This is a genomic window from Rhodococcus sp. H36-A4, from assembly GCF_027158005.1.
GTDB lineage: Bacteria > Actinomycetota > Actinomycetes > Mycobacteriales > Mycobacteriaceae > Rhodococcoides.
This window is the reverse complement of the sequence record NZ_JAPVLQ010000001.1, coordinates 470,695-485,674: the sequence shown is the minus strand read 5'-3', so window position 1 is coordinate 485,674 and position 14,980 is coordinate 470,695. Positions and strand designations below refer to the sequence as shown.

Annotated in this window: 3 protein-coding genes; all 3 read left to right on the top strand. The window is 64.6% G+C overall.

The genetic code is table 11. The features are described 5' to 3' along the window. The first annotated feature begins 35 nt into the window (after positions 1–35). The 3 genes from O1W68_RS02225 to O1W68_RS02215 are packed head-to-tail and all read left to right on the top strand — an operon-like array spanning position 36 to position 14,913. Positions 36–710 (top strand): isochorismatase family protein, encoded by a 675-nt coding sequence (locus tag O1W68_RS02225; protein WP_269301253.1) that lies wholly within the window; start codon positions 36–38, stop codon positions 708–710. Beyond that, positions 707–2,302 carry a (2,3-dihydroxybenzoyl)adenylate synthase gene (locus O1W68_RS02220; protein ID WP_269301252.1) on the top strand — a complete coding sequence of 532 codons (1,596 nt, stop codon included), beginning with the start codon at positions 707–709 and terminating at the stop codon, positions 2,300–2,302. The genes O1W68_RS02225 and O1W68_RS02220 overlap by 4 nt, the downstream gene beginning before the upstream one ends. Positions 2,303–2,304: 2 nt before the next feature. Then, positions 2,305–14,913, top strand: coding sequence for a non-ribosomal peptide synthetase (locus O1W68_RS02215; protein WP_269301251.1), 12,609 nt, complete (start codon positions 2,305–2,307; stop codon positions 14,911–14,913). The last annotated feature ends 67 nt before the right edge of the window (positions 14,914–14,980 follow it).

The window sequence follows — 14,980 nt, the reverse complement described above, 5'->3', positions numbered from 1 at the left end:
GCCGAGAAACCACACCAAGCGAGAGGAACGAAAATATGGCGATACCGCGAATTGCGAGCTACACGATGCCCACCCGCGAGGAGATCCCAGCAAACGCGGTCGACTGGGAACTCGACCCGAGCAGGGCAGCACTCCTCGTCCACGACATGCAGAACTACTTCATCGATGCGTACCGCGACGCCCCCGAATTGATCACCTCGGTGACCGAGAACATCGCCGCGATCCGGACGCTGGCCACGGAGCTCGATATCCCCGTGGTGTTCACCATGCAACCAGGTGACCAACACCCCTCTCGTCGGGGAATTCTGGCGGACTTCTGGGGCCCGGGTCTCGGGTCGGGTCGCGACACCGAGGTCATCGAGGCACTGCGACCCCAGCGCGGTGACATCGAGGTCACCAAGTGGCGGTACTCGGCGTTTCAGCGAACCGATCTGCGTGAACTGCTCGGTCATCATGGGCGAGATCAACTCATCATCACCGGCGTCTATGCACACATGGGGTGCATGCTCAGCGCGGCCGAGGCCTTCATGTCCGATGTGTGCCCGTTCCTTGTCCTCGACGCGACCGCGGACTTCTCCCGCGACGAGCACCTCATGGCAGCGACCTACGCGGCCAAACGATGCGGCGTGGTCGTCACCACCGACACGGTCACCGAATCACTACGCCGCGCGCCCGCTGCGTCGGCGGCCGGGGCTGGGGCGAGAAGTTGACCGTCGAGCCGCTGCTGCTCGACGGCGTCGTCGGCTATCCGGACGATCTCGCTGCCGAGTACCGCAGCAAGGGTTACTGGATCGATCGGACTCACTCGGATCTGTTGGCGCTCAGTGCCGCCGCTCATCCCACTCGCGTTGCGGTGGTCGACGATTCGCGCAGCCTGACCTACACGGAATTAGCGAACCGCGTGGCCGTGGTCGCGGCCGAATTCGATGCACGTGGGATCCGTCGCGGCGACCGGGTGATCGTGCACATGCCGAATACGACGGAGTACGTCGAGGTGGTCTTCGCGCTCTTCGAACTCGGCGCGCTACCGGTGTTCGCGCTGGCCGCCCACCGTGCTGGTGACATCGCTCAGTTCTGTGCTGCGACGACCGCGGCAGGGTACGTCTGCGTCGATCGTTTCGGCATGACCGACTTCGGTGCCATCGCGGCGGAGATCGGTGCGGCCTTCCCCGATCTGATCACCGTGGTGGTTTCCCACGGTGACGCCGAGTGGGCAGGCGGCACACCGCTTCCACGGCAGAATCGTTCCCTCGCCTCCGATGTCGCGTTTCTCCAGCTGTCCGGTGGTACGACCGGAACCCCCAAACTCATTTCCCGCACACACGAGGACTACCTGTACTCCGTTCGCGAGAGTGCCCGAATCTGTCATCTCGGGCAATCCTCGGTGATGCTGGCGGCGCTGCCTATCTCACACAATTTCACGATGAGCTCGCCCGGTCTTCTGGGAGTCCTGGCGGTCGGCGGATGTGTGGTCATGGCACCCGACCCCAGCCCGGACACCTGCTTCGCTCTCGTAGAACGTCATTCGGTGACACACGTGGCCCTCGTGCCACCGCTGCTCGTCGCCTGGCTGAACTCGTCTTTGCTCGGTGGTAGCGATATTTCATCCTTGATCGGCCTCTGGGTCGGCGGCGCCACACTGTCGGCCGAGGTCGCACGCAGAGTCACCCCCGAACTCGGCTGCGCGTTGACGCAGGTTTTCGGTATGGCCGAAGGACTGGTCAACTACACCCGACCGGGCGACGACGAGGAGACAGTGTGCACCACGGTCGGTCGACCTATTTCGCCCGATGACGAAGTTCTCGTCGTCGACGACGAGGGTCGCGCTGTAAGCGACGGTGAACCGGGCAACCTGTACACGCGTGGGCCCTACACGATTCGGGGCTACTACAGGGCGCCCGAACACAACAGCACCTCGTTCACCGCTGACGGCTTCTACCGCACCGGCGACATCGTGACCCGTGACAGTCGGGGATACCTGCGAGTGGTCGGGCGAACCAAGGATCAGATCAACCGTGGCGGCGAGAAAGTCGCTCCGGCGATGGTGGAGAACCACCTGCTGGCCCATGAAGAAATTCACGACGTCTCGGTGATGGGGTTCCCCGATGATGTTCTGGGAGAGAAGATCTGTGCCTACGTCATCCGCCGGAATCCCGAATCGGACTCGCCGACCGCAAGTCTCCTCCGGAAGTTTCTCCGCACCGAGCGCAAGGTGGCGGCGTACACCGTGCCGGATCGCTTCGAGTTCGTGACCGAACTTCCGAAGACCTCTGTCGGCAAAATCGACAAGAAAAGACAGTGAAGATGACCGCAGCTACGTTGCTACCGTTGACCGGCGCTCAAGTGGGAATCTGGAATGCCCAACGCCTCGAACCGGAGTCGCCGTACTACCTCGTCGGTGAGGTCCTCGAGATAGACGGAACAGCGAACGAGATTGCGATCGATGTTGTCGCTCTCGTCGAGGCCATCGAGGCGACAGTCCACGACGCGGAAACGATGCGACTACGTTTCGTCGAGACCGAGGACGGACCTCGGCAGTGGATTGTCGATGCAGGTGCGGTGTCGGTGCCGATCATCGACCTGACCGAGGAAGCGGACCCGCGAGCGAGTGCCGCAGAGCGCGTCCTGCAATGCAGGGCGCAAGCAGCCGCGGAGTGTCGCAGCATGGTCGATCGTGGACTCTTCGCCTACACCCTGCTGCGCCTGTCGGTTACCGAGGTGTGGTGTGTTCAGCTCTACCACCACCTGATCGTCGACGGCTACTCAGCGGCCATGATTTCGCGTCGATTGGCTGCGCGTTACACCGCTTCGGTTGCGGGTACGGCATTGCGCCCCAATGCGTTCGGATCTTTCGGTGAAGTGGTGGACGAGGACGGGCGCTATCGTCGATCCTCGGATTTCGAGACCGATCGGCTGTACTGGTCACGCCGACTCGAGCCACTTCCAGAAGATCTCCGACGCACCGGCTCCGATGACGGCCCGAGCGGGCGGACCCATTCGGCCACGACCATCGTCGGCAGCGACGCTATGGACCGAATCAAGGCGATCGCCGACGACTGTGGCTGCACGTGGGCGGACGTGCTGATCGGCGCCTACACCGGTTTCGTGGCCCGTCTGCTCGGCACGTCGGATGTCGTGGTCGCATTTCCGATGATGGTGCGTACCACTCGGGCCTCGCTGACCACGCCCTCGATGGCCGTAAACGTTCTTCCACTGCGGGTGTCGGTCGATCTCGTCAGCGACATCTCCGCGTTGGCGACGTCGGTGGCGACCGCCCTACGGGAACTACGCGAGCACCAGCGATACCGCGGGGAGGATCTCGTTCGAGACCTCGCCGCTCCCGACGCGGGCGCGATTCTGCACGGCGTCGGAATCAATCTCAAGGCTTTCGACTTCGAGCTGAACTTCGGCGGTGCCGTCGGGACCCTGCGCAATGTCGCGGGTGGGCCGCCCGAGGAGTTCGGTCTCACCGCTACCCCGATCGAGGGTGGGCGAATGTTGCTGGGATTCGAAGTTGACGCCGGTGAGGTCCCCGAGGCGTGCGTGCGAGCTCGAGTCGACGGGTTGTCCGCCCTGCTGTCGGCGCTGTGCTCGCCCGCGAGCCCCCAGCTCGGCCAGGTGGACTTACGCTGCGGGGGAGTCGATCCGGCATGGACCTCTGCCCCGCTAGCCACACAGTCCGGCTCGGTGTCCACACAGTCCGATCAGGGGTTCATACCCGATATGTTCGCGGCAATGGTTGCCACCCGGCCGGACACCGTGGTGCTGGCGGAATCCGATAAAGTCACCACCGCCGCCGAACTCGCGGATCGCGTCTACCGGATCGCGCGTCTGATCCGGGACCGCGGCGTAGGCACCGGCGACGTTGTCGCGCTCGCGCTTGCTCGATCCTCGGATCTGGTGGCGGCGATGTTCGCCGTCTGGGAGGCGGGCGCGGGATACGTCGTTCTCGACCCCGCATATCCCGCCGAGCGATTGAACGACCTCGCCGCGCGCTCGAAGCCGTCCCTGTCGATCTGCGAAGTGGACGCACCGATATTCGAGATCGATTGCGAAACAGTGTACTTGGGCCTCGATCGAACAGAGCGTGAGCTGGCGTCCCTGCGTGGTGACCGCTTGGCGTCGCACGAGCTCGCGAGTGCACGACACCCCGAAGACTTGGCCTACGTGTTGTTCACCTCGGGTTCGACCGGAACGCCGAAGGGCGTCATGGTCCGCACGGGCGGACTGAGAAACCTGGTGCAGCGCCACCGTTACACGCTGTACGCCGATGCGACTCTTCGCGCCGGAGGTCGACGCCTTCGCGTCGCGCACACCACCTCGTTCGCCTTCGATGCCTCGTTGGATCCGCTGCTGTGGATTCTGGACGGGCACCGAATCCACTTGTACGACAGTGACGTACAGCGCGATGCGGAGCAACAGGTCGAACGGTTCTCGGCAGACCGTATCGATGTGATCGACACGACGCCGTCGATGGCAGCGTTCCTCGTCGACGCAGGACTCGCACCCCTCGGCACGATAGTTGTCGGCGGTGAGGCCCTGCCGTCGAGTCTTGCCGGGCGGCTCGTGACGAGCGCGGCGCGGGTCTACAACATGTACGGACCGACAGAAGCCACCGTCGATGCGATCGGTGCCCAGGTCGACGGGCCGACAGTGCGTATCGGTCGGCCTCTGGAAGGGACCGCGGCATACCTGCTGGACACTGCGCTCCGGCCCGTTCTGGAGGGTGAGACGGGTGAGCTCTATCTCGCAGGACCACAACTCGCGCGCGGGTATCTCGATCAACCCGAGGCCACCGCGGACCGCTTCGTGGCAAACCCGTTCGGTAGCACCGGTGACCGCATGTACCGCACCGGTGACCTCGCTCGATGGCACGCCGAGAGCGGATACGAATACTTCGGTAGAGCCGACGATCAGGTCAAGATTCGTGGACATCGCGTCGAACTCGGTGAGGTCGAAGCGGCATTGGCACACACCGTGGGCGTCGGCTCCGCGGTCGCCGTCGTCACCGGAACCGGTTCGGCAGCAAAATTGCTCGGCTACGTCGTTGCCGACAGCGAAGCTACCGATTTGGGCGGCGACCAGGTTCGACGCGATCTACTCACCCGAATTCCGGAACACATGGTGCCGTCGGTGGTGACAATCCTCGACCGACTGCCGGTGACGGTCAACGGCAAGGTCGATCGGGCGAAGCTTCCCGATCCACAGCGGATCGGTACACCGACCTCGCGAACTCCGAGCACCGCCGCCGAGTATGCGTTGTGCTCGGTGATCGCCGAGGTCCTCGATCTGGACGAGGTCGCTCTCGATGCCGACCTGTTCACACTCGGGGGCGACAGCATCGCTGCGATCAGCATCAGCTCTCGCCTGCGTAGTCACGGAGTGCTGCTCACGCCCAAGGAGATGCTGTCCGGCCGTGATCTGGTGACTCTCGCCGAGACGAGCAGGACCCTGGCCACCGATATCGAAGCCTCGGTCGACGACATCGAGTTCGGACCGGCCCCGACGTCGCCGATCATGCGCAACGTTCTCGACCACAACCCGATCGACACAGTTGCGGCGTACGCCCAATGGACCGCCGTCGAGGTGGACGACGCTCTCGATCTCGCTACCCTGCGCGAGGCAGTGCTGGCTGTGCTCGATCACCATCCTGCCCTGAGAATGATCGTTCGGGATCCGGCGGGCGTGGAAATTGTCGAGACCGTATCGGGCGCAGAGGTCGAGGTGGCCGAGTACGGTCCCCTCACTGTTCGCGAGGTCGAGGGCGCACTCGCGAACTACGCCCGTATCGCGGCGGATTCGCTATCGCTCGATCGTGGAAACCTGATGCAGTCGGCCGTGATTCGAGTCTCCGATGGACCGGATGTGGTACTGACCGTCGTGCACCACTTCGCCGTGGACGCGGTCTCGTGGCCTGTCCTACTGACCGACTTCGTCTCGGCGTGCCGCGGACATGGCCTGGCTCCCCGCACTGGCACTTCGTGGCGGCACCGCGCACTGGATCTGGCCGCTCGCGGCACCGTGCACCGGTACCTCGACGAGCTCGATCATTGGCACACCGTGCTGGGTAGCGGCAACGAGCCGTTTGCCGGTGGGGCGCTTCGCGGCGGCATCGACACTCACGCGAGTGCGTCGATCACGCGGACTTCGGCAACTTCGGCCATCACCGGCGCCGTCCTCGACGACCTGTGCAGCAAGTACCGGATGCGCCCCGACGAGATGCTGCTCGTTGCATTGACGATCGCGGTGCGCGCCCACTGCGGCCGCGCACTGATGGACTTCCCCGTCATGATGGAGGGCCACGGCCGCGATGCGGACGAACGCACCTCGGTCGGCCCGGGTTCGACCGTGGGATGGTTCACCACCGAATACCCGGTATCGGTGCCGGTATCGCTCCTCGCGGACGAGAAGATGCTGCGCGGGGCGCTGGCAGGAAGCGGCGTCGTGGCCGACCTCCTCCACGAGATCAAAGCGCGACGACAGGTCGGCCGGGACAACGGCCTCGGTTACGGGGTCTTACGATTCCTCGACGACGCGGGTAAGGCGCTCTCGGCCCTACCGTCGCCGCAGATCGTGCTGAATTACCTCGGCAAGTCGACGTCGATGGTGGGCCAGGGGTGGCGGAGCGTGTCCTCGGATTCATTCGGGGTCGTCGAACCACCGCTCCGGGTGCTCTCGGAGGCATTGGCGCTCAACGCTTTCCTTTGCGAAAGCCCAGCGGGGATGCTTCTCGAGTTCGAGTGGACCGCTGCGAGCGAAGTGCTCGACACCGCAAGTGTGACCTCGCTACAAGAATGCTTCGACGGTGCACTCGCCGCTCTTGCCGCGCATGCAGCATTGTCGCCGGGCGGACTCAGCGCAGTCGACTGCCCCGACGTCGTGATCACCCAGGGACAGATTCGACAGCTCGAACTGCTGACCGGTCCGCTGGAGCGGGTGATGGCGCTCTCCCCGTTGCAAGAGGGGTTGCTCGCTCATTCCGCACGCTATGCCGATCACGACGTCTACACACTCACTGCGGTGGTCGATCTCGCAGGCGACCTCGACGTCGAGAGACTGCGCAGGGCGTTCGCGAGCGTCGTGGCCCGTCACTCGAATCTTGCAGCGGGCTTCCATTTCGACACCCTGGACACTCCGGTGCAGGCCGTGCCGCGCACGATCGACATCGCCTGGCGAAGTAGCGATCTGCGGTTGCTGCCGTCGGAGACCGCGGCGGCGGCCGCATCGTCGGCACAGCAACAGGCTGCCGGTCGCGTCTTCGACGTGCGCACCGGACCGCTACTGGCTGCGCACGTACTGGCATTGCCGGGGGAGCGGACACAACTGATCCTCAATGCACACCACCTGGTCACGGATGGGTGGTCTACTCCGATCGTCCTGCGCGAGTTGGTGCATCACTACAACCATGGAAATCGGTCGCTTCCTCCGGCTGCGGATTACGCCGAGTTCATCAGGTGGCTCTCTCGGCGCGACCGCAGTGCAATGCGTGCCGCTTGGGAGCTCAGACTGTCCGGGCTGTCGGAACCGACGTTGGTGGCGAGAGGAGAGAGCACCGGCGAACACGCCGTAACCACCGAAGTGACACTGTCTCGATCGCTGGGGGACCGCCTTGCAGTCGCGGCCCGCGAGAACGGGTTGACGGTCAACACGTTCGTTCAGGGTGCCTGGAGCGCAGTGCTGTGCTCGCTCGTCGGCCGCGCGGACGTCGTTTTCGGCACCACGGTGTCCGGACGGCCCGCCGACCTGGCGCGGGTGGAAGAGATGGTCGGACTGTTCAGTACGACGGTTCCGGTCCGTATGCGTCTGGACGATCGCCCGCTTGCGCAGGTGCTCCGGGAAAGTCAGAGCGAGCAATACGACCTCGGTGATGCCGAGCACTTGCCATCGCCGGACATCGCCGCCTGCAGTGACGTCCATAGTGGCACTGCTCTTTTCGACACACTTGTAGTGTTCGAGAACTACCCTGCGCTCTTCGGGGGCGAGACGGTCGACACCGATCCCGACGCCACGCGGATCACCGCAGTGGGCAATCTGAGTCTGACCCAATTCCCGTTGTCGCTGCTCGCACCTCCGGGCGAGAGCTTCCGGCTCGTGGTCGATCACGATCCGACCGCCGTCGACTCGGCTACTGCTTCGGCCGTCGCGGCGGCGCTACCGAACGTCATCGAGGCCATGCTGGTCGGTCTCGATTCTCCCGCCGCCGATCTCGTGCCCTCGTCCGTGAACAGGCTGACCTCCTTGCCTGCCGATACCCCTGCAACCGTGCGTGTTCCGGCTATCGGTGTTCCAGCCTTCAGCGTGCCAGCGGTGGGGACCGTCACCGAGGTGTTGGCCGAGGTACTCGATGCCCCGTTGCAGCCCGAGGACGACTTCTTCGAGCACGGCGGCCATTCGCTGGCTGCGATGCGTGCAGTCAGTGGCCTGCGTAAGCGCGGAATCGTGGTGACCGTCGCCGACATCTTCGGTGCGCGCACCCCGCGCGCGCTGGCGTCGCTCTCGCGCACGGTCTCCGTCGACCTCGTTCCGACTGCTGGGCAACGCAACGACGAGATAGCGAGCAGCGTGCCGGTGCTCTCGTCCGCTCAGGAGCGACTGTGGATTCTGCAGCACCTCGAGCCCTCCTCGCACACGCACGATGTGCCGGTGGTGCTGGAACTGTCGGGTCCGGTGGATCTCGACGCCCTCGGTGCCGCGTGGCGCGAGGTGATCATCCGTTACCCGATACTGCGGACCTGCTATCCAGCTGCCGAGAACGGCGAGCCCTCGGTAGTGGTCCTTGCCGAGGACGCGATACCCGCAGTGCTGACTCGTGAGAGTGCGCTCTCGCTCACTGATGCCGTCCGAGGTGAACTATCGAGTACCACAGCAGCATTCGATATCGAGAACGCCGCACCGGTACGAACGGTTCATCTCACCGGGCCGGACTGGGCAGCACTGGTGATCGTGATTCACCACATCGCCGTCGACGGCGCGTCGGTGTCGCTGATACTGGGCGCCCTGGCCACGGCCTATCGCGGTCACCTGGACGGCACGGCTGTGCCGCCGACCGAGCAGGCTCTCGAGTTTGCGGAGTTCGCAACAGCCGATCGCGCCCGGATCAATTCGAGCGAAGCGCAGGAGGCGTTGCAGTACTGGAGATCGCACCTCGCCTCGCTGCCGGTCGAGTTGGAACTGCCGATGGACCGGCCTCGCCCACGACATCCCACACACACCTCGGTGTTTTCGACACGAGAACTGACCGACGCCATGGCTACCGCCGTCCGCGCTGCCGCCGTCCGCTATGGAGTCAGTCCACTGATGCTGATGGAAACTGCAGTGGCGTTGGCGTGGCAGCGGTTCGGCGCAGGAGAGGACATCGCGCTCGGCACGACGGTGTCGGAGCGAGAACTGTTCGACGACGGCAGGTATCGGGACACGGTCGGGTACCTGGTCAACACCGTCGTTCATCGGATCGATCTGGCGGGCAACCCCACGCTCGCGCAGGTCCTCGACCGAGTGCGCACAGTAGGGGTGAATGCGCTTTCCTACCAGCAGGTTCCGTTCGATCGCGTAGTCGATGCGGTAGCGCCCGCACGAGCGAACGGACGCCATCCGCTGTTCCAGACCTTCGTCGGACACGAGATCGGTGGCGAACCGGTTCGGTTGGGCGAGGTCGAAGCGAGACCGGTCGACCCGATCGATCCACCCGCCCGGATGGACGTCGTGGTGTGGTTGCGCGAACGCGGACCGTACACCGACATCCGACTCGGTGCCGACGCCGATCTGTTCGATGCGGCCACCGCGGCGTATCTACTCGACGAGATTTTCGCTGTACTCGACGTCGTGGTGCATCGCCCGGATACGTCGATCATCCAGATCGGTACAGACCTTCCACCTGCGGACGAGCCGAGCCGGAGTGCTGCTCCCCGTTCGGTCATTCAGCGGTTCGTGGAGCAAGTTCACACGAGACCCGAAGACGTGGCGATCATGGCAGGCGGGCGTGTGTTCGATTACCGCCACGTGGGCGCACAGGTCGATTCGCTTGCGCGAGAATTGATCGCGACTGGGGTGGGTCCTGGTTGCGTCGTCGGTGTCGCCGTCGAACGAGACTGGAATCTGCCCATCGCACTGCTCGCAGTGCTGCGATGCGGTGCGGCATACCTCCCGCTGGACATCGACTATCCGCGGGAGCGGTTGCAGTACATGATCGATGATGCAGCTCCGGTCTGTGTCATCACCACTGCCGCCGTGGCCGACTCGATCCGGTGGATGGCGCTACCGCAGGTCGACGCGGGCAAGGTTGATACATCAGCAGATGTCGTACTGCCTACGCCCCCGGGGGCAAGCGATCAGTTGGCCTACATCATCCACACCTCGGGAACGACGGGAAAGCCCAAGGGCGTCATGGTCACCACCGCCAACATGGCGGTGTTCGCCGACGCGGTGACCGACATGGGATGGGTACGTCCCACCGACCGACTCGCGGCCGTGACCACTGTCTCGTTCGATATCGCAGTGCTGGAATTGCTGTGTCCGTTGACGGTCGGCGCGGCCGTGGTTCTCGTTCCACGGGCGTCGGTGGTGGATCCGGCGAAGCTCGAGACGATCATCGAGGACTACGGCGTGACCGTGGTGCAGGCGACACCGTCGCTGTGGCGGTTGCTTCTCGATTCCGGTGCACGTCTTGCTCGGTTGCGTGCACTCATCGGTGGTGAGGCCGTTCCGGCCGCGCTGGCCGATGCGCTGACGGGCGCCTGCGCCGAGGTGTGGAACGTGTACGGGCCCACCGAAGTCACCGTATGGGCCACTGCGGACAAGATGACACGTGGCAATCCCGTCAGCATCGGGTCCCCGTGGGACGGGGTGCGAGCGCACATTCTCGACGACATGTTGCGGCCGGTTCCCGAGGGCGCAAGCGGCGAGTTGTATCTGGGGGGAGCCCAGGTGGCCAGGGGATACCTCGGACGGCCCGGTCACACGGCAACTCGATTCGTCGCCGATCCGGAGCGAGCCACCGAACGTCTCTACCGGACAGGCGATCTCGTGCGTCGCAGAGGAGGACGCACCGAGTACCTGCGAAGAACCGATGACCAGGTCAAGGTACGCGGATTCCGAGTCGAGCTCGGTGAGGTCGAGACGGCGCTGCGGACACTGCCCGGCGTTCATGACGCGGCAGCCAAGGTCGTCGAGATCGCCGACGGCACTGCCCGCCTCTTCGGTTATGTCGTGTTGGGGACGACACCCGAAGACACAGCCGGCGACATCTCTCGGATGCGCGGGGAACTCGCGGACATGCTGCCCGATCAGTTCGTGCCGCAGACGATCACGGTGATCGACCGCCTTCCCCGAACGTTGAACGGAAAGCTCGACCGATCCGCGCTTCCCGAACCCGAGATCGCAGCTCCCCCGTCAGTATCGGGAAAGACAGTGTCCGGAAAGGCAGTGTCCGGAAAGGCAGTGTCGGAGAACACCGTATCGGCCGACCTGCTCGCAACGGCCGGGGAGATTCTGGGTATCGAGGTCGATCCGGCATCGAGCTTCTTCGAACTCGGCGGTGACAGCATCGCCGCCGTGCGGTTCGTTGCAGCCGCTGCCAAGCGAGGGGTCGACATCGCCGTCGCCGACGTCTTCGACGCGAGCAGTCTCACCGAACTTGCGGCCGGGGCGTCCCGCACGGAATCAGGGGCAGTCCCCGAGGCAGAAGGGTTCCCGGGTGAGCTCGTAGAGGTGGACGAGCAGGCCAGGGAAATGCTGAATGCGTCGTATCCCGGGTGGCAGCAGGTTCTCCCGCTGACGCCGCTGCAGCGAGGCATGTACTTCCAGTCGGTGACCGGCGGCAAAACCTCGACCGACAATTATCATGTGCAGCACCGGTTCACCTTCGCTGCGTCGATCGATCGACGTGCGCTCGGTGCAGCAGCGAATGCAGTGCTTCGCCGGTATCCGAACCTCGGCGGCGCCTTCACACACACCGCTTTTGCCGAGCCCGTTGCGATCGTCGGCCCCAGCACGATATCGATCACGGACATGCAGAGTGGCAACACCACACTCGACACAATCGCCGCGGCTGAATTCGGGCGAGCCTTCGACCTCGATCGTGCGCCGTTGATCCGGATGCTGATTGCCGTGACGCCGAGCGGTTCCGAGGAACTCATCGTCACTCAGCACCATCTGTTGACCGATGCGTGGTCGCAGGGTGTGATGTTCACCGAGCTGTTCGTGCTGTACGGGGTGGCGCGCATGACGGCCGGCCTTTACTCGGAGGAGTCGGACATGGTGTCGGCGTTGGCGCGGGTGCTCGATCCGCCGGCGGACTTCACCGATCACCTCCGGCGACTGGCTGAGCGGGACGTCGTCGGTGCTACCGACGCGTGGGCTCGATACCTGGGCGACCTCGCCGAGCCGACGTCGGTGGCACCAGCGCCAGATCGCGCGAGCATGGCGCTTCCGCATCGACGCACGCGTGCGATCGATGCCGACGTGAGTGCCGGAATCGTCTCCGCTGCCGCAACACACGGAGTCACCGTCTCGACCGTGGTGACATTGGCGTGGGCTCTCACGTTGCGACGCTTCACCGGACGCGACGATGTGGTCTTCGGCTCCACCGTGTCCGGGCGGGACCCGGTAGTGCCGTCGATCGATCGCATGGTGGGTCCGACGCTCAACACCGTCCCCGTCCGGGTGCGAATGCGCCCTGCGGCGCTGCTGCCGGAACTGTTGAAGGAGATGCTCGCAGAGCAGGGCGGGCTGATCGAACATCAGCATCTCGGGTTGGGCGAGATCAGCCGTGCGGCAGGGTTCGCCACCTTGTTCGACACGCTGCTCGTGTTTCGTAACATCGGCGGCGACGCTGCCCGCGTCGAGGTGTTCGAACGTGCGGGTATCACTGCTGCCGAGGCCGACGATGCCACGCACTACGCGATGACGGTCGACGTCGATCCGCGAAGTCGCAGTGGCGCGATGGAGGTGACGATGGAAAGCCGCCCGGATCTCATCGACGATCGCACTGCCGAATCGTTGCTGGAAATCATGACCGAGATGCTGGCGGCGCTGATCGGTTCGCGGACCGTCGCCGACACCGGCCGACGGTTCGATGAACTGGAGCGGACGCCGTTGATCGCCGATCGCGTTGCGGTTCCAGGTCCGGGGGAGCGCGAGGGCAGCATCGATGCGTTGCTGTCCGAGCGGGCTGCGGCGACACCCGATGCACCCGCATTGACGTGCGGAAACGTGACACTGAGCGCCCGCGAGTTCGACGACGCTGTGACCGCGATGGCGCGATACCTCGTCGCGACGGGTGTCGGCGTCGGTGACGTGGTCGCCTTGTTGCTCCCACGTACCACCGAACATGTGGTGGCAATCTTCGCCGTGATGCGCGCGGGCGCAGCGTACCTCCCACTCGATTGCCAGAATCCGGCTTCGCGGTCGCGGGAGATCCTCTCCGACAGCGGGGCCACGACCATCGTCACCTCGTCCGCAACTGCGGCCGCCGTCGTCGTAGCGGGGCTGGACATCGCGGTCGTGGATCTGGCCGATCCAGCAGTGAGCGACATCCTGTCCGGACATGTTCCGGCGCAACCGGTGTCACCGGATCAGGTCGATGGACCACGTCATCGAGATCAGTCCGCCTACATCATCTACACCTCGGGTTCGACGGGTAAACCCAAGGGCGTCGAGATCGGTCACCGCGGGCTGACCTCGATGTATCACAATCATCGCGACGAGATCTTCGCGCGCACCGAACACATCGTGGGGGGCAGGCAGCTACGCATTGCACACACGGTGTCGTTTTCCTTCGACATGTCGTGGGAAGAACTGTTCTGGATGCTCGCCGGTCACCATGTCCACGTCATCGACGAGGATGCGCGAGCCAACCCCGTCACGTTGGTCGAGCACTACCGCAGCGTGGGAATCGACGTGGTGAACGTGACACCTTCCTATGCAAGGGAATTGATCGCCGCCGGTCTGCTCGACGGCGAGCGGGCACCGACGCTGGTCATGCTCGGCGGCGAAGCAGTCCCGCAGGAATTGTGGACGCGCCTGCGCGATCAGCGTGATGTCGACGGTTACGACCTGTACGGCCCGACGGAGTTCACGATCAACGCCATGGGTTCGGCGGTCGCCGACAGCGAGACGCCGTGCCTCGGAACCCCGGTACGCAATGCGGTTGCGCGGGTGTTGGATTCGGGTCTTCGTCCAGTTGCACCGGGTGCCGTCGGGGAGCTCTACATGTCGGGGGACGGTATCGCGCGCGGATACCGAGGCCGAGCAGGGCAGAGCAGTGCGGTGTTCGTGGCCGATCCGGACGGGTCGGGTGAGCGGATGTATCGCACCGGAGATTTGGTCCGCTACAGCGAAGGCGGCAGGCTGGAGTATCTCGGACGTGCCGACCGGCAGGTCAAAATCCGCGGAATCCGAATCGAACTGGGAGAGGTCGAGTCTGCCCTCGAAGCCCTACCCGGCGTGGCGAGAGCCGCTGCGACCGTGCGGCAGCACGGTTCGAGCGGCCGGTTGATCGGATACGTGGTGACCGACGGCGCACCGTCGGAGCGGGATCTGCGGGAGATGCTTCGGGACCGGGTTCCCGCACATCTGGTACCCGCGCAGATCGTGAACATCGAGTCGATACCGCTGACCGTCAACGGAAAGCTCGATCGCGGCGCGCTCCCGGATCCTCCAGCTCGACATGCCGGCGAGAGCTTGCATACCGACAGCCAGCGCACGGTGGCCGAGGTATTCTGCGCAGTGCTCGGGCTGGAGGAGATCGGTGCGGATGACGGCTTCGCCGACAGTGGCGGCGACTCCTTGGCCGCCATGGCTCTGGTGTCGATGCTCACCCGAAGAACCGGCATCGCAGTGGATGTCAACGAACTTCTCACCCGTCAATCGGTTGCCGCGCTGGCGCAACTCGTAGACATAGGGCGAGGCGAATGAAAATGTCCGGCCCGGCCGCGAACACCGCGTGCCGGTTTCGATCGATGATCTCGAAAGGATCCATCTC